Source organism: Sorangium sp. So ce124 (genome assembly GCF_051525235.1).
Taxonomy (GTDB): domain Bacteria; phylum Myxococcota_A; class Polyangia; order Polyangiales; family Polyangiaceae; genus Sorangium; species Sorangium atrum.
Window position 1 is genome coordinate 216,413 of the sequence record NZ_CP150312.1, and the last position, 16,849, is coordinate 233,261.

Sequence of the window (16,849 nt, forward strand, 5' to 3'; positions counted from 1 at the left end):
ACGCGAAGGTCTGTCCAACGAACGGAGCTGAACGCCATGACCATCGATTCTCATGACAGTGATCCCAGGAGCGATGCTTCGACTCTCGACGCCCCGACGCCCGTGAACCCCGAGGGCTCCGCAAAGCGATCGGGGGCCGAGAAGGTCTCGGGCAGGCGCGCCTTCATGGGTGTGGCCGGCTCGCTCGCCGTGGGAGGCGTCCTCGCCGCGAACCCCGGTGTTGCCAATGCAGCGCGGGGCAGGGGCGTCGACGATCTGCTCGACGGGTTCGATTCGTCGCGCCGCGATCCGCGCGCCTCACCGCTCGATCACGAGCTCCGCCTGCGCGCGCTGCGCGTGCGCGTGGAGGCCGCGGTCGACGATTTCGAAGAGCCCATCGCGCCACACCCGGACAACGGCGACGAGGCGCGCTATCGCAACAAGATCGGGACGGACACGCGCGGCCTGCCGCACGACGCGCGAGGCGAGGTGGATCTGGCAGCGTACCGCGTCGCGGCCAGGGCCCACGCGTCGCGCGAGTGGGACGATTTCGAGGCCATCCCGCTCGGCGGCACCCGCAAGTTCGTCAATCCGATCGGCACGCTCGCCGTCAGCCTGATCGGAAAGACCCCGGCCCAGATCGGCGTGCCCCCGGCCCCCGCGCTGGCGAGCGCCCAGAAGGCCTCCGAGGCGGTCGAGGTCTACTGGAAGGCGCTCCTGCGGGACGTGCCGTTCGAGAGCTATGCCAGCAGCAGCGACGTGGAGGACGCGCTCGAGGAGATCGATCGCCTGTCGGGCTACTCCGGCCCCCGGGTCGGCGGCCGCGTCACGCTGGACACGCTGTTCCGCGGCAGCGTCACCTACGTCGATCCCCGGGATCGCTCGGGCAAGACGGCCAGACACGTGGTTCCTCCCGGCGTGCTCGACGGTCCTTACATCTCGCAGTTCCTCCTGCGAGACATCCCCTATGGCCCCCAGGTGATCGGGGGCGCGATCCGCACGGCGCTGCCGGGCAACGACTTCCAGACCGATTACGCCGAGTGGCTCGCGGTGCAGAATGGGCGCGCTCCCACCCGGTCGATCGCATTCGACCCGGTGCGCCGCTACATCTCGACAGGGCGCGATCTGGCGGAGTACGTGCATGGCGGCGCGTCCAGCTTCTGGGGCGCAGCGCTGCTCCTCGGCGCGGCGCGCAGCGCGACCCCAGGCGTCCCGGGGGGCATCGCGGCCCCCCTGAGCCCCACGAACCCCTACCTCACGTCGGAGACGCAGGCCTCCGCGGCCGCGACGTTCGCGCTCGCCTACCTGCAGGGCCTGCTCCCCTTCGGCACGTCGCGCGCGGTCCGCGCCGCGTACTGGCAGAAGTGGTTCGTGCACCGCAGCATCCGCCCCGAGGCGTACGGCGGGCTTGTCCACCGCCGGCTCGCGAACGACGCGCGAGAGTACCCGCTGCACGACGATATCCTGAGCTCGCTCGCGGTCGAGCTGACGTTCGACACGTTCGGGAGCTACCTGCTTCCGCAGGCCTTCCCGGAGGGCGCCCCGATCCACGGGTCCTATCCGGGCGGCGCCGCCGCCATCGCGGGCGTCAACGTGACGCTCCTGAAGGCCTTCTTCGACGAGGACCATGTCATCGAGGATCCGTTCGTCCCCGATCCGGCCGATCCGACCCGGCTCGTTCCGTACAGCGGGCCGCCCCTGACCGTGGGCGGCGAGCTGAACAAGCTGGCGACCAACGCCGCCTTCGGGCGCAACTGGGCGGGCATCCACTGGCGCACGGACGCCGCGGCGTCGCTGGCGCTCGGCGAGGAGGTCGCGATCAGCCTGCTCCGGGACGAGCGCCGGACCTTCCGCGAGCCGTTCGAGGGCTTCACGTTCACCAGGTTCGACGGCACGCGGGTCACTGTGTGAATCGGCCCCTCGCCGGCGTTTGGCCCCGAGCCGGCTCAGCGGCAGCTCAGGGGCAAAACACGATGTCGTAGTCTTCCCCGGCGCAGGCGGCCATCGACTCCTGATCATCGCCGGACCACGAATACGCGTCCTTGCATTGCTCTTCGAAGTACGCAGCCACGGGGTTCGCGGCATCGTCCCGGTCAGGGCTCACGCAGGAGACCGTCGCGCCGCTCGCGTCCTTGTAGCGACCCACCTCCGGGCACCCCGCGAGCAGGCTCGCCGGGCACGACAGCGTCCGGCAGTCCGGCAGGCCGACGGGCACGATCGCCAGGGGGAGGTTGTGCGCGTCCACGTGGCTGATGTTGTACCAATCGAAGTCGTTGAAATCGGTGTTGAGGGTCATCTCGGCCAGCGTGTATCGGCCGCCGCCGGGGTCCGACCCGGCATACGCCCAGTAACGCAGGGACGACAGCGGCTCCTCGCTGGTGCCCACGTCGCGGCACGCGAACTGCCCCGGCCCGAGCTCCCCGCCGTCGATGAGGCTCCCCTGGAACTGGAGCGGCTTGTCGCACTTGTTGACGAAGGCCAGGGTGGACTTCCCGTCCCCGGGGGTGCGGCAGTCGACCTCGCCCGGATTGATGGGCGGCTGGCCTGTCGACGCGCTGCTGGCTTCGCTCGACGAGGCTCCGCCGGTCGCGCTGGACACGGAGCTGACCGAGGTGGATCCGCCGCCCGTCGCGCCGGAGGATGTGTCCTGTTCGGGGGACCCGCAGCCGGCATCCAGCAGCGCAATGGCGAGCAGTGCGGCCGCGGCCTTCCCATGGTGCGACATGATGGTCCTCCTTGCAGACTCGGTGGCGGGAGGAGGATGAGGATACAGAAAGCCTCGTCCACCGAGAAGCCGTGTCCTCTCGGGCGGCGAGCAACGACCCGCGCGGACTCGCGACCTCGGGCGTCCTTCAGGGCGCCTGGCAGGACACGCGGTGGATCGGCTCCTCTTTCCCTTCACCGACCGTCACGTAGTCCCATCCGCCGGGCACCCACGCGATCGCCTCGGCCTGCTCCTCGTCGGGCGACGGCAGCACGCAGGGCGGTTCGGCCAGCGCCTGCGCCACCGTCTGATCCGGTGTCATGGGGTAGTAGAGCACGTGGGATGAGGTGCGCAGCAGCACGCCCGTGCCGTCCGGGTGGACGTCGCCGCTGGTGAAGCGCGCGCTGCCGGCGGGCGGCTCGATGGATCCCGTCCGGACGAGCGTCGCCGGCGCGCCCGCGGCGGGCAGCGCTGGCAGCTCATAGACGTCCGAGGTGCCCTTGTTGACCTTCGTCACGATGGTGAGCGCTCCGGTGGTGGGGTGAATGAGCAGCGTCTCCGCGTCGTGGTCTCCGTCGGGGTACGAGAGGACGAACACCTCGGCGGTCGAGGCGAGCGGCGCTCCTCCGAGCGTGTCGGGCTCCGGCACGCCGTAGATCGTGTAGCTGTCGCGCTCGCCGTCGTTGTCGCCGATGTCCGCGAGGAACAGGCAGCTGCCTCCGCCCGAACGGCACGGGCCGCGCGCGATGTCCTCCCAGTCGATCGCGGCCGCGCCGGCCACGGTCACCTCGGCCCGCAGCGTGCCGTCGAGCCCGATCGCGAAGAAGCGGGGGTCATCGCCGTGGTCGTTGTGAACATAGAGCGTGTCCGGGTGCAGCGTGCTGGCGACGACACCGGAGCACTCGTCGATGTCGCCCGGCGGGAGCGCGCCGATTCGCGCGGCCCCGGTGCAACGAGGGCAGCCCGACTCCCGCACCGGCGGCGGATCCGAGGCCCCGCAAGCCGACAGGAGCAGCGAGAGCGCGAGCGCCGGCGCCGCCGAGCGCCACGCCAAGGCCCCCGGCGCATTTCTGCCACGCGGACGGGACGCCTGGAGGCGACGCGGCAGCAGCCGCGGGGCGTGGAGGATCCCGATCGCAGACGCCGGTGACATGCGCATCGCGGTTCGGTGCAGAGAGAGAGTTGAACGCAAAGGCGCCAAGAGCGCAAAGGCGCAAAAATTCATGATATTCATTCTTTCTTTTGCGTCTTTGCGTCTTTGCGCCTTTGCGTTCACTCTCTCTCCGGATCCCCGGCGGGCGGCGCTAGGGCGCCGCGTTCTCCGCCCCGGGGGTCGGCGCCGTGACGGCGCCGTCGCCGGTCAGGTCGGGCAGCCTGCCCCACGTCTGCCCATCGGCTGCTGCCTCCATCGGGTACTCGAACTGGGCGAGCACCTGGTCGCTCTCGGAGATGAGGTAGACGGTCTCGCCTCTGGAGGCGCTCACCTTCCAGGTCGCATAGAAGCAGCTGCTCGGGCCGCCGTCCGGCAGGCACGCGGTGTGGGGCCCAGGGCCGTCCTCGGGCAGCTGGTCGCCGAGGATCAGCAGGTACGCGCCCGGGGCGAGCTGCGTGCCTTCGGGGAACCTGAGCGCGTCGGCCGTGTTGCACTGCCCGCTGTCGTCGGAGTCGCACAGGCCGAGCCCGCTGAGGTCGGCCGAGCCCGGGCCCGGGTTGCCGAGCTCGATCCAATCGCCGCCCTTGGCCGAGATCTCGTTCACGACGACGGTCGTCGTCGCGGTCCCGCCGCCCGTCCCTCCTTGGCCGCCGCCGCCCGCGCCGCTCGAGCTCTGGGACGCGCTGCTCGAGCTCTGGGACGTGGTGGTCGCGCCCGCGCCGCCCGTGCCGCCCGCGCCGCCCGTGCCCGTGTCCCCGGGCTCGTCGCTCGAACCGCAGCCTCCCGCGCAGAGGGCAGCGATGCAGAGCGCGGCGTATCGAAATTGTGCCATCACGATGTTCTCCTCGGCCCCAGCACACGGCGATCCCGGCGGTGTGTCAACGGTGTGTCGACGGGCGGCGCGCGCGGGCTCCCGTTCGCGGCCGCCCCCGCCATGGACGCGCGCGTCTGCCCCGCCATGGACGCGCGCTCGTGTGAAAGGCGCGCCGCCGCGCCCCTCAGCGCGCGCGTGCCGCGTGGTCCGCGATCACGCTCGCCACGCAGCAGGTCAGCTTCTTCCCCATGCCGAGGTGCAGGAACTCGTTCGGGCCGTGCGCGTTCGATTGCGGCCCGAGCACGCCGGTGATCAGGAACTGCGCCTCCGGGAACTTCTCTCCCAGCATCGCCATGAACGGGATCGTCCCGCCCTCGCCGATCCCCATCGCCGGCCGGTCGAAGAACGTCTTCGACGCCTTGCGCACCGCCGCTTCGAGCCAGGGCGCCGTCGCCGGCGCGTCCCATCCGGCCGACGGCTCGCTCACGTGGAACCGGACCTCCGCGCCGTACGGCGGGTCCTTCTCCAGCGCGTCCTTCAGGGCCGCCGCCGCCTTCCTCGGGTCGAGGCGCGGCGGGAGGCGCATCGAGAGCTTCGCCCTCGTGAACGGGCGCAGCACGTTGCCCGCGGCGGCGATGGGCGGCAGGCCGTCGGCGCCCGTCACGGAGAGCGCCGGGCGCCAGGTGCGGTTCAGGAGGAGCTCCGCCGTGTCGCCGGTCACCGGGCGCGCGCCCTTCACCCACGGCAGCTCGCTCACGAGCGACGCGCCCAGCACATCGGCCGCGGCCCGCGCCTGCGCCGCGCGCTCCTCCGGGATCTGCACGTGCAGCGCGTCCACGAGGACGCGCCCGGTCCGCTCGTCCTCGATGCGCGACAGGAGCTGCCGCAGGATCCGGAAGCTCGAGGGCACCACGCCGCTGCCCACGCCCGAGTGGACGCCCTCGCGCAGGATGTTCACGTCGAGCGTGCCCTGGAGCAGCCCGCGGAGCGACGTCGTGGTCCAGAGCTGGTCGTAGTTGCCGCAGCCGGAGTCGAGGCACACGACGAGGCTCGGCTTGCCGATGCGCCCGGCGAGCGCGTCGATGTAGGCCGGCAGGTCCGGGCTGCCGCTCTCCTCGCAGCCCTCGATGAGGATCACGCAGCGCGCGTGCGGGATCCCCTGCTCGTGCAGGAGGCGCAGCGCCGCGAGCGACGCGAAGGCCGAGTAGCCGTCGTCGGCGCCGCCGCGGCCATAGAGCTTGTCGCCCTCGCGCACAGGCTCCCAGGGGCCGAGCCCCTCGCGCCACCCTGTCATCTCGGGCTGCTTGTCGAGGTGCCCGTAGAGGAGCACCGTGTCGTCGCGCGTGCCCGGCACCTCCATCAGGATCACCGGCGTGCGGTTCCCGATGCGCACCACCTCCACGGTGAGCCCGGGGATCGGCTGCGCCTCGCACCAGGCCGCGATGAGCGACGCCGCCCTGTCCATGTGGCCGTTCTCGCGCCAGGCGGGGTCGAAGGCGGGCGACTTGTTGGGGATGCGGATGTAGTCGTGCAGCGCGGGGACGATCTCGTGCTCCCAGCAGCGCTCGCAGGACGCGACGGCTTCACGCTCGTTGAGCTTCGTCAGCATGAACCTCTCCAGGGGCTTGAGGACGGCGGCGATCTCCGGGGACCGACTCTACAGCGCCCACGACGTGGGTGTACCCCGGACATGGGGCAGCGACATCTTCAACCTTCCAGAGCGCCGAGGCGAGGAGCGCGGGGCCGGCGGGCGGGCGCGGCGCGTGGATGGGCGGGCGCGGGGCCGGCGGGCGCGGCGCGTGGATGGGCGGGCGCGGCGCGTGGACGGGCGGGCTCAGCGGGCTCGCAGGGCGTCAGGGCCGCTTCTCGAAGGTCACCTCCGGGTACTCCGGCGAGGGGCCGTCGAGCAGCGGGGCCGCGTCGCCGCGCACGTGCGCCTGGACGAAGGCGCGCGTGTACGCGTTCGTGATCTCGACCGCGCGGGCCGGATCGAGCGTGCCGAGCAGCTCCGGGACGACGCCCTCGCCAAGGAAGTGCTCGACGACGAGCGGCAGGTCCGAGAACGTGAGGTGGGCGGTGTCTTCGACCCGCGCCCGGTAGGCTTGCCCGTTCAGCGCGCCGTAGGTCTCGTCGATGCTCGCATCGTCGGGGTGGTCCGCCGCGAGCATGATGAAGAAGGGCTGCGCGAGGCTCCTGCCGCCGGCGCCGTTCTGCGGCCCGAAGAGGCTGCCGTCGATGTCGAGGCCGGCGTCGAAGCGGTCGTCGCGGGCGCACGCCTCGGCGGCCATCGCGCCGCCGTAGGAGTGGCCGAGCACGCCGACCCGCTCGAGGTCGAGCCGGCCCGTGAGCAGGCCGCCCGGGTCGTCCTGCGCGGCGGCCGTGAGCTCGTCGAGCACGAAGCGCGCGTCGTCGACCCAGACAGCGACGTGCTCGTTCATCGCCTGAGAAAAGGCCTCGATCTCCTCCTCCGACGCGTCCATCGCCGGCGTCAGGACGACCGAGCCGAAGGGCACCGCGCGGCCGTCGGGGAACACCGTGAGCTCGGTGTCGTAGGTGTGGCTGATGGCGGCCACCACGAAGCCGTGGCTCGCCAGGTCCTCGAGCAGGCTCGTGTAGTCGGCGCGGAGCATCCCGAACCCGTGCGAGAAGAGGAGCACCGGGTGCGGCGCGCCGTCTTCGGCGAGCGGCACGCCCACGCGCGCGTGCGTGAGGATGCTCGCCTCGAAGCCGTCCTCGATCGGGAGGCCGCCGGTCGTACGGCGGCTGTCGCCTTCCTCCGGCGACAGGTACGGCGCGAGCTGCCCTGTGCCGCAAGGATCGGCCGGGTAGAAGAGCTGCACCACGAGCTCGCGGCGGTCGTCGGGATCCTCCGTCGCCTCTTCTCCACGCGCGCTGTCGGTGAGGGCGCGGATCTGCGTGCCGACCGGGTGCGGGCCGGTCGGGCGGGGCAGCTCGAGGACGCCGTCGGCGGGCGCCTCGTCGCCCCAGCCGGTGCACACCGGATCGCCTTCGTGGGGCGGCAAGGCCTCGTCATCGGCGCAGCCGGCGACGAGCGTGGAGGCGGAGAAGGCTGCGAGCAGGCAGAGGGCGTGTCGAGCGACGTCGCTGTTGAGCATGCGCGCATCGTTCTCACGCCCTAGCCGAGACCGGCGCGGCGAGCACGATCGCGGCGCGTTCGAGTGCGCTCGGCAGACGCGAACGTCGGCCTGACAGAAGCCGCAGACCCCTGTAGTATCGGCACCATGCGGGCAGTTCAGGAGGCGTGGCCGCGACGAGTGGGCGGCGCATCCGGCAGACCCGCGACGGCGGTACGAGGCGGGGCTACTCTTACTTGAGGAGCCGCGACGCCGCGACCGTGTGGAGACATTCCAGATGTTCGAGCACAGCCCCGCATGGCCCCATGGCGAGGTTCAGGAAGCATTTCCAGAGGTCTTTTACGTCGTGGGTACGAACAGGACCCACCACGCCGGGATCGATCTCCAGACGAGCCGCACGATGACCGTGCTCCGACAGAACCGAGAGCTCACGCTCGTGAATACCGTGCGCCTGACCGAGGAAGGGCTGCGCCAGCTCGACGCCCTGGGCCAAGTCCGCCACATCGTGCGGCTCGGTGCGTTCCACGGTCGAGACGATCCCTTCTATCGTGACCGCTATGGCGCCACCCTGTGGGCGCTTCCCGAGGCCGTGGCGGCCGACGGCCGACCTGCCGACCGAGCCCTCGCAGCCGGGGGCCCGTTCCCGGTTCACGGAGGCATCGTGTTCGTGTTCACGACGGCGCGGTTCCCGGAAGCGGCCGTCTTGCTCCCGCGGGAGGGCGGAATCCTCATTACCTGTGATGCCGTCCAGAACTGGTCACACGTCGATCCGTTCTTCTCCGAAGAAACGGGCGCGCTGTTCGTCGCCCAAGGGTTGATCGGCGTGGCGAACATCCCCGCGACCTGGCGAGAGGCGTGCGCCCCCGATATTTCAGATTTTCGCCGCCTCGCCGACCTGCCATTTCACCATCTCATCAGTGCCCATGGTGAGCCGCTTCGTGACGACGCGAAGAGGCTGGTCCAGGCCCGCATGGACGAAGTGTTTCGCCCGCGAGAACAGGAGCTGATGTGACGCTGTTGATGCATCGGAGATGACGATCGACTGACGCGGGAGGAGCGCGTCAAGCTGCTCACCAGCCGCTGTTTCCTCTTCACGATGGAACCGCACGATGATCTGTGGCCCTGGGATGGCAGCCTACAGATCGAGGGGTGATGAGAGCTTGTCGATATGCCGGGTATCTGGATTGAACTATCGGACAGAGCGGCAGCCGGCGACGGCGTCGCTGAGGCGCGTTCTCCGTGCTCGTTCTGTCGACGCGGGGTGGCCGTTCTCGAGCGCCTCATCGCCGCCGCTGATGTCAGCATTTGCAGCGCTTGCGTTCACGAATGTGCCCGCCGTCTTCGCCGCCGTAACGTCATCGGATGGCGCCCTTGGTGGCGATTCTGGGAGGACGGCGAGCCGAGCAAGACGCGGACCGGGCTCAGCTATCGGGACCCGCACCTTGCGTGCTCGTTCTGCAAGCGTTCGCTGGTCGATGTGCCCGCGCTGTTAGGGGGCGGCCGGATCAACATCTGCAGTCCCTGCGTGCGTCTCTGCATGGAGATCATCCGCGAGGAACCTCGGTGAACCGATCCGCCAGAACTGTGCGCCGAGGACTCGGAATAGCTGATCGCCGTGCATCGTTGACGTTGCCTGGCCGATGAGCCCCCGACTCCTGGCCATCGCACGCGAGAAGCGCTCCTCCTGTGCCTGGCCGTGCCCTTCCTCGGAATCCTTTTCGGCGGGATGTATTCAACGCCCGCGATCCTGCTCAGCCGCGGGCGCGATCCCTGGCTCAGCCTTCTCAAGTCGCTGATGGTCGGAGGGGCACCCTATCATGCCTCGGCGTCTCGCATGCCGATGCGCCGCCATGGCACCTGCGTCTTCGGAGTGCGGCGTCAATCCGGGGCGCGGCGTCCACGGGCGGCGCGCCCGGTGTTCGGCCCGCGCTCAGCCCTGCTTGCGGGGCGCCTTGAGCGAGAGCTTCAGCAGCACATCGTCGCGGATCAGATCGTCCTGCTTGCCCGGATAGACGATGCCGAAATCCTTGCGGTTGATCACGAACTCGGCGCTGCCCGAGACGGCGTCGGCGCCCTCGGTGATGGTCGCGGGGAAGGTGATGGTCTTCTTCACGCCGTGCAGATCGAGCTCGCCGGTGACGGTGTGCGTCGCGCCGTTCTCGCCGCCGGCCTTGATCTCGGTCGAGGTGAACGTGGCCTTCGGGTACTTCTCGACGTCGAAGAAGTCCGGCGACTTGAGGTGGCCGTCGAGCTTCTCGGCGTCGGTCTTCACCGACGACGCGTCGGCCTCGATGGCGAGCTTGCCGCCCGCGGCCTTGCCGCCGGCGAGCGTGATCGAGCCCGAGATCTTCTCGAATTTGCCCTCGTGTTTGCCCGTGACCTTCGAGCCGACGAAGCCGATGGTCGAGGCGGCCGCGTCGATGGGCAGCGTCTCGGCGGGGCCCGAGGGCGCGGCGGCCTGGGTCTGCGCGGGCGCGGCGGTCGAGATGGTCGCCTTGGGCTTGTCCTTGGTCGGATCTTCGCACCCCGCGAGCGAGAGCAAGAGCGCGGCGGGGAGGGCGATGCGAGCGAAACGAGCGGTGAACATGAGAGACAATCTCCTTATCTGTCAGCCAAACTGCACAGAACGTCTCGTGAACGAGCCATAGGTGAGCCCCGTGATGGGGAACTGCACAGGCTCGCTCACGTCGATCGACGCCCCCATGGCGGCGACGACCGGCACGAAATGCTCGTGGGTCGGGAGCGCCATCCGCACTCCCGGCGCGCGGGCGCGGTACTCGACGAGCGCGCCCACGTCGCGGCGCGAGAGGACCTCGGCGCACCATGCGTCGAACTCCGTGGCCCAGGGCTGCGCGACCGCATCTCCGCGCCAGTCTGCCGCGCGGAGGTTATGGGTCAAGAAACCGCTGCCGACGATCAACACCCCCTCGTCGCGGAGCGGGGCGAGCGCTCTCCCCATCTCGAGGAGCGGAGCTGGAGAGAGCGTCGGCAAAGAGATCTGGAGCACCGGGACATCCGCGCCCGGGTACATGCAGACGAGCGGCACATAGGCGCCGTGATCGAGCCCGCGGCGAGGAGCCTCGGCGACCGGCCCCAGCGGGCCGAGCAGCTCCCGGACGCGCCGCGCGAGCGCGGGGGCGCCGGGCGCGGGGTACTCCACCCGATAGTACTTCTCGGGGAAGTTGTAGAAGTCGTAGACGAGGGGCACGGTCTCGGTGGCGCCGAGCGTGACCGGCGCGTCCACCCAGTGCGCCGAGATCATGAGGATCGCCGTGGGGCGCGGCACCGCCTGCGCCCAGGCGGCGAGCTCGGCGACCCACGCGCGATCGTCGAGCAGGAAGGGAGAGCCGTGCGCGAGGAACAGGGCCGGCATGCGCCCCTCGCGCGCCTTGTGCTCGGTGTCGGACATCGAACCTCTCTCGGCCGCGGTGGACGTGGAGCTCGACGCCGGAGCCGGGCCGGGCGCTGTCGACGTCGAGCGCCCGCACGCGCCGGCGATCGGTACGGCCCCGCCCGCGGCAAGGAGGAGCCTCAATGCAGCCCGGCGATCCATGGTGCGCTCACCCTAGGTCGTTTCCAGGAGTGGTACAATGACCCTGCAATGAAACGCCAGGTTGCCAAAACGGAAACGATCGACGCGAATGTGAGCGATTTGCGGGCCTTCTGCCTGGTGGTCGACCTCGGGTCGATCACGGCGGCCGCGAAGACGCTGGGCGAGACGAAGGGCAGCGTCAGCCGCCGCATCACGCGCCTGGAGCACGCGCTCGGGGTGGAGCTGCTCCGCCGCAGCCCGCGGCTCGTGCAGGCGACCGAGGACGGCGTCGCCTACCGGATGCGCGTCGGGCGGGCGCTCGAGCTGCTGGAGGACGCGAACGTGGCGGTGCAGCAGGCGCGCTCGAGGCCGCGCGGGCACCTGCGGGTGACGGCGCCGTTCGATCTCGGGCTGAGCATCCTGGCGCCGCTCTCGGCCGGCTTCGCCGAGCGCTTCCCCGAGATCTCGCTGGAGCTGCTGCTCACCGAGGCGCTCCTCGACTTCGACGCCCACCAGGTCGACGTGGCCCTGCGCGCGACCGCGAGCCTCCCGGACTCGTCGCTCATCGCCCACAAGCTGCAGCACATCGAGGTCGGCCTGTTCGCGGCGCCTTCCTACCTCCGCAAGCACGGGGCGGTGCGCCGGCCCGAGGACCTCTCGGGGCACCGGCTGCTGCTCGCCCAGACCGCGCGCGGGCACGCGACGATCGCGCTCTCGGCGCGCGAAGGCCGCGAGCGCGCGGAGCTGCGGGTGCGCGCGGCGATCTCGGCCTCCGATTTCTCCTTCTGCCGCGAGGTCGCGCTGGCCGGGGGCGGGATCGCGCTGGTCCCCGCGATCAACGTGCGGGGCGACCTCGACGCGAAGCGGCTCGTGCCGGTGCTCAAGGACTACGCGATCCACGGCGCCGCCTCCCTGTACCTCGTTCACCCGGGGACGCGCTTCCTGCCGTCCAAGATCCGCGCCTTCCGCGACTACCTGCTCGACGCGTTCGGCGTCCAGGGGCGGCGCGAGGCCGCCGCCGCGCGGTAGCGGGCCGCCCCCGCCGCGCTCGCTCCCGCCGGAGGGAGCCGGCCGTGCTCGCGCCGGAGCAGCGGATCACCACCGGCTGTTGCTGGGGAAGCAGCGCGGTGGCGGCCCGACCGTCCCGCCGCCGGCGGGCGCCGCGCGACGGCGGGCGCGGGCCGCTGGACCGCGCCGTCCCCGGGCGCGCGGCGCGGCGGCATGGGCGTTGCTGGTCATGGCGAGACGCTCCCGAGGACGGACCGCGAGCCATCGGCTCGGTGAGGCCCATCCCGGGGTCTCCTGAGCGCTCCTCTCCGCCGCCGGCTGGGCGGCGGGCGGGGCGGCGCCTGGGCAGCAGCGAAACGGCACCGCTTCCAGCCGCGCACCGAGGTCCATCTGCGCTCGTTCATCGACAGGATTCGCTCACTCGCGACGTTCGCGGCGCTCTCTGCGCTGATCGCGTCGTCCGGGTGCAAGCGCGACGGCCAGGCGAGCGCCGCTGCCACGCTCGCCCCGGACGCCCCGATCCCGGCCGAGATCCCGCGCGAGACGCGGCTCAGCATCGGTGATCCGACGGTGCAGAAGCAACTCCAGCTCTCCGGCGACATCGACAAGCTCCCGTTCCACGTCGACTGGCAGAACATCAGCGGAGGACCGCAGACCGTCGAGGCGTTCCGCGCCGGCGTGCTCGACGCGGGCGCGGTCGGCGATACGCCGCCCATCCACGCCACGTTCACCGGGCTCGACGTGAAGATCGTCACCGTGCAGGTCAGGGAGAAGCCCATCTACGAGCTGGCCACCGCGCCGGGCGCGCGGGTCGCGTCCATTGACGATCTCCGCGGTAAGAAGATCGCCTATTCGCCGGGGCAGGCCCAGGGCGCGCTCGTGCTGCGCGTGCTGAAGAAGGTCGGGCTGTCGCAGAAGGACGTCACGCTCGTCCAGCTCGCGAGCACCGAGTTCAAGGAGGCGCTCACCAGCCGCCAGGTCGACGTCGCGCCGCTGTCCGGCGTCACCCTGCTGCGTTATCTCAACGAGTACCGCGCCGAGGGCGCCTCGTCGATCACGCACGGCGTCCGCGACAACCTCGGCTTCCTTTACGTGCGCGCCGAGGCGCTCAAGGACGCTCACAAGGCGGCCGCCCTGGTCGACTACGCCAGGTGGCGGGCCAAGGCCCAGCTCTGGGCCTATGCGCACCCGGAGGCGTGGACCGAGGCGTACTACGTCAAGGACCAGGGCCTCTCGGCCAGGGAAGGGCGCTTCCTCATCGAGGCCGCGGGCAACCCGCAGTACCCGGGCGACTGGTCGGAGGCGATCGCGCTGACGCAGGAGACAGCCGACCTGCTCGCCGAGGCCTCCGGCCAGAAGCGGTTCGAGGCCAGGACGATCTTCGACCTCCGATTCCAGACGATCGGAGCGGAGGTGGCCGGCGCCGCCGAGGGCGCCGGACCGACGGACAGGCCGGCGACGGCCGACAGGAGCACTCCATGACGACCGCACTGCCCACGAGCGCCGCCTCGCCGCGCCTCGCCAGCTTCCCGGATCTCACCGCGACCGCGGACGTCTCCGCGCCGCCGTCCGGCGCACCGACCGGTCGCCGCCTGTCCGGTCGCCGCTTGCGGCGCCGCCTGGGCCCGGGGCGGCGCATCCCGTACGGCCTCGCGCTCGGCCCGGCGCTGCTGCTCGCGCTCTGGACCGCCGCCTCGGCGACGGGCGCGCTCGACGCGCGCGTGCTCTCCGCGCCGTGGACCGTGGTGACCACGGCCCATGAGCTGATCGCGGACGGGCGGCTCCAGTCCAACCTGCTCACGTCGGCGCAGCGGGCCTTCCTGGGGCTCGCGCTCGGGGCCGGCCTGGGCACGGTGCTGGCGCTCCTCGCCGGGCTGACGCGCGTCGGCGAGGCGCTGGTCGACGGGCCGGTGCAGATCAAGCGCGCGATCCCGACGCTGGCGCTCATCCCGCTGCTGATCCTCTGGTTCGGCATCGGCGAGCAGATGAAGGTGCTCACCATCGCCCTGGGCGTCGTCATCCCTGTCTACGTCCACACCCACGCGGCGCTGCGCACCATCGACGCGCGCTACGTGGAGCTGGCCGAGACGGTCCGCCTGACGAGGTGGCAGTTCATCCGGAAGGTGGCGTTGCCGGGGGCGCTGCCGGGCTTTCTGATGGGCCTCCGGCTGGCGGTGACCGGCGCGTGGCTGGCGCTCGTCGTTGTCGAGCAGATCAACGCCACGAGCGGCATCGGCTACATGATGTCGCTGGCGCGCTCGTACGGGCAGACGGAGATCATCCTCCTCGGCCTCGTCGTGTACGGGCTGTTCGGCCTGGCCTCCGACTCGGCCGTGCGGCTCATCGAGCGAAAGGCCCTGTCATGGCGCCGCATCCTGGCCGGCTGACGGCGGCACCGCCCACGGTGCGGATCCGCGGCCTGGTCCGCCGCTTCGGCGCCCGCGTGGTGCTCGACGGGATCGACCTCACGATCGAGCGGGGCGAGTTCGTGGCGCTGCTCGGCCGCAGCGGATCGGGCAAGAGCACGCTGCTGCGGGCGATCGCCGAGCTGGACGACGAGGTGACTGGCTCGGGCGAGCTGCACGTGCCGGACAACCGGGCGGTCGTGTTCCAGGACACGCGGCTCCTGCCGTGGGCGCGGGTGCTCGACAACGTGATCCTGGGGCTCGATGTGCCGCAGGCCCGGGAGCGCGGCCTGGACGCGCTCGCGGAGGTGGGGCTCGCCGGGCGGGAGCGCGCGTGGCCGGTCGAGCTGTCCGGCGGCGAGCAGCAGCGGGTGGCGCTGGCGCGGTCGCTGGTGCGCGATCCGGAGCTCGTGCTGGCCGACGAGCCGTTCGGCGCGCTCGACGCGCTGACCCGCGGGCGCATGCACGACCTCCTGCGCGAGCTGTGCGCGCGGCACCGGCCGGCCGTGCTGCTGGTCACCCACGACGTCGACGAGGCGATCGCGCTCGCCGATCGGGTGCTGGTGCTCGAAGGCGGCCGCATCGCCGAGGAGCGGCGGATCGATCTGCCGGCGCCGCGCCCGCTGCGCGATCCGCGGTTCCTCGCCCACCGCGAGTCGCTGCTCTCGGCGCTGGGCGTCGCGCCGGGCGCCGCTGCCGGAGATCCTGACTCGAACCCTGAACTGGAACGGAGTTCCCCGTGACCCAACGACCCGGACAGCTGCATCTCAACGCGTTTCTCATGAGCGTCGGCCACCACGAGGCCTCGTGGCGCTTGCCGGAGAGCGATCCGTTCGCGAACACGAGCGTCGCGCACTTCAAGAACCTGGCCCGCATCGCGGAGCGGGGGAAGCTCGACTCGGTGTTCCTCGCCGACAGCCCGGTGCTGTGGAACAACGTGGGCCGGAGGCCGGCCGGGACGCTCGAGCCGACGGTGCTCCTCGCGGCGCTCGCCGGGGTGACCGAGCACATCGGGCTGATCGCGACCGCCTCGACGACGTACAACGAGCCGTTCAACCTGGCCCGGAGGTTCGCCTCGCTGGACCACCTCAGCGGGGGTCGGGCGGGCTGGAACATCGTCACGACGGCGGGCGTGGACGCGGCGCGCAACTTCAACCTGGACGAGCTGCCGGCGCACAGCGACCGGTACGCACGGGCGGCGGAGTTCATCGATGTGTCGCTGAAGCTGTGGGACAGCTGGGGTGACGACGCGCCGCTCGGCGACAAGGAGAACGGCGTCTGGGGTGATGACCGCAAGATCTATCCGCCGCGGCATGTTGGGCGGTACTTCAAGGTCGAGGGGGCGCTCAACGTGCCGCGGTCGCCGCAGGGGTATCCGCTGCTCGTGCAGGCCGGCTCTTCGGATGACGGCAAGGAGCTGGCGGCGCGTTACGCGGAGGCGGTGTTCACGGCGCAGCAGACGCTGGAGGACGCGCAGCGGTTCTATGTCGATCTGAAGGGGCGTGCGCGCGCGCTGGGGCGCGATCCGGGGTCGATCAAGATCTTGCCGGGGATCGTGCCGGTCATCGGCGCCACCGAGGCGGAGGCGCACGCGCTCGACGCCGAGCTCGATCGGCTCATCAAGCCGGAGTACGCCAAGCGCCAGCTCGCGCAGACGCTGCGGGTGAAGCCGGAGGATCTCGACCTCGACGCGGAGCTGCCGCGGGATCTTCCGAGCGAGGATCAGATCGAGGGGGCGAAAAGCCGTTACACGCTGATCGTGAGCCTGGCGCGGCGGGAGCGGCTGACGGTGCGCCAGCTCATCGGGCGGCTGGGCGGCGGCCGCGGCCACCGGACGTTCGCCGGCGCGCCCGAGCAGGTGGCGGACGCGATCCAGCACTGGTGGGAGCAGGGGGCGGCCGACGGCTTCAACGTGATGCCGCCGGTGTTGCCGTCCGGGCTCGAGGCGTTCGTCGAGCACGTGGTCCCGATCCTGCAAAAGCGCGGGCTGTTCCGGACGGAATATGCGGGGCAGACGTTGCGGGACAACTATGGGCTGCCGAGGCCGGCCAACCTCAACCCCGGTCGGGATCTGGTCGCGGCGGCAGAGTGAGATGGATTGCATTTGGCCTCAACCACGGTTGGGGTGAGCTGGGGGAGCTGCAACCCCGGTGAGCCAC

15 protein-coding genes are annotated in these 16,849 nt (G+C 71.1%); 8 read left to right on the forward strand and 7 right to left on the reverse strand.

All coding sequences use genetic code 11. From position 1 onward, the window contains the following. Positions 1-36: 36 nt before the first annotated feature. Positions 37-1,890 carry a vanadium-dependent haloperoxidase gene (locus tag WMF19_RS00830; protein WP_437897322.1) on the forward strand — a complete coding sequence of 618 codons (1,854 nt, stop codon included), beginning with the start codon at positions 37-39 and terminating at the stop codon, positions 1,888-1,890. A 46-nt stretch (positions 1,891-1,936) separates the two neighbouring features. Here the strand turns inward: WMF19_RS00830 and WMF19_RS00835 are convergent, their stop codons facing one another. The 5 genes from WMF19_RS00835 to WMF19_RS00855 form a co-directional block, all read right to left on the reverse strand. After that, complete coding sequence (locus WMF19_RS00835; RefSeq protein WP_437897323.1) at positions 1,937-2,704, reverse strand: thaumatin family protein; 768 nt, start codon at positions 2,702-2,704, stop codon at positions 1,937-1,939. A gap of 127 nt (positions 2,705-2,831) precedes the next feature. Beyond that, positions 2,832-3,737, reverse strand: coding sequence for a hypothetical protein (locus WMF19_RS00840; protein ID WP_437897325.1), 906 nt, complete (start codon positions 3,735-3,737; stop codon positions 2,832-2,834). A 250-nt stretch (positions 3,738-3,987) separates the two neighbouring features. Further along, positions 3,988-4,668: a lamin tail domain-containing protein gene (locus tag WMF19_RS00845; RefSeq protein ID WP_437897326.1), complete on the reverse strand. Its 681-nt coding sequence runs from the start codon at positions 4,666-4,668 to the stop codon at positions 3,988-3,990. A gap of 166 nt (positions 4,669-4,834) precedes the next feature. After that, the gene (locus WMF19_RS00850; protein WP_437897327.1) at positions 4,835-6,259 is read right to left on the reverse strand and encodes a M20 family metallopeptidase; all 1,425 of its coding nucleotides are present in this window, start codon (positions 6,257-6,259) and stop codon (positions 4,835-4,837) included. Between the two features lie 244 nt (positions 6,260-6,503). Beyond that, positions 6,504-7,766, reverse strand: a complete 1,263-nt coding sequence (locus WMF19_RS00855) for an alpha/beta hydrolase family protein (RefSeq protein ID WP_437897328.1) — start codon at positions 7,764-7,766, stop codon at positions 6,504-6,506. Between the two features lie 256 nt (positions 7,767-8,022). On the opposite strand from WMF19_RS00855, the gene WMF19_RS00860 reads away from it, so the two are divergent. Both WMF19_RS00860 and WMF19_RS00865 read left to right on the forward strand, forming a co-directional pair. Next, positions 8,023-8,757, forward strand: a complete 735-nt coding sequence (locus WMF19_RS00860) for a hypothetical protein (protein ID WP_437897329.1) — start codon at positions 8,023-8,025, stop codon at positions 8,755-8,757. Positions 8,758-8,913: 156 nt separating this feature from the next. After that, positions 8,914-9,312 (forward strand): ClpX C4-type zinc finger protein, encoded by a 399-nt coding sequence (locus tag WMF19_RS00865; RefSeq protein ID WP_437897330.1) that lies wholly within the window; start codon positions 8,914-8,916, stop codon positions 9,310-9,312. Positions 9,313-9,675: 363 nt separating this feature from the next. Here the strand turns inward: WMF19_RS00865 and WMF19_RS00870 are convergent, their stop codons facing one another. After that, entirely contained in the window at positions 9,676-10,332 is a 657-nt protein-coding gene (locus tag WMF19_RS00870; protein ID WP_437897331.1) for a YceI family protein, read from the reverse strand. 21 nt (positions 10,333-10,353) lie between these two features. Continuing rightward, entirely contained in the window at positions 10,354-11,154 is an 801-nt protein-coding gene (locus WMF19_RS00875; protein WP_437897332.1) for a dioxygenase family protein, read from the reverse strand. Between the two features lie 234 nt (positions 11,155-11,388). Here WMF19_RS00875 and WMF19_RS00880 point away from each other — a divergent pair, with 234 nt between their 5' ends. The 5 genes from WMF19_RS00880 (at position 11,389) to WMF19_RS00900 (ending at position 16,782) form a co-directional block, all read left to right on the forward strand. After that, positions 11,389-12,306, forward strand: coding sequence for a LysR family transcriptional regulator (locus WMF19_RS00880; RefSeq protein ID WP_437897333.1), 918 nt, complete (start codon positions 11,389-11,391; stop codon positions 12,304-12,306). A 549-nt stretch (positions 12,307-12,855) separates the two neighbouring features. Continuing rightward, complete coding sequence (locus tag WMF19_RS00885) at positions 12,856-13,767, forward strand: ABC transporter substrate-binding protein (RefSeq protein ID WP_437897334.1); 912 nt, start codon at positions 12,856-12,858, stop codon at positions 13,765-13,767. Continuing rightward, complete coding sequence (locus WMF19_RS00890; RefSeq protein ID WP_437897335.1) at positions 13,764-14,672, forward strand: ABC transporter permease; 909 nt, start codon at positions 13,764-13,766, stop codon at positions 14,670-14,672. The genes WMF19_RS00885 and WMF19_RS00890 overlap by 4 nt, the downstream gene beginning before the upstream one ends. Next, positions 14,648-15,433 carry an ABC transporter ATP-binding protein gene (locus tag WMF19_RS00895; RefSeq protein ID WP_437897336.1) on the forward strand — a complete coding sequence of 262 codons (786 nt, stop codon included), beginning with the start codon at positions 14,648-14,650 and terminating at the stop codon, positions 15,431-15,433. The genes WMF19_RS00890 and WMF19_RS00895 overlap by 25 nt, the downstream gene beginning before the upstream one ends. Further along, a complete protein-coding gene (locus WMF19_RS00900; protein ID WP_437897337.1) occupies positions 15,430-16,782 on the forward strand; it encodes an LLM class flavin-dependent oxidoreductase in 1,353 nt (450 codons plus the stop codon). Before WMF19_RS00895 ends, WMF19_RS00900 begins: the two co-directional genes overlap by 4 nt. Positions 16,783-16,849: the final 67 nt, after the last annotated feature.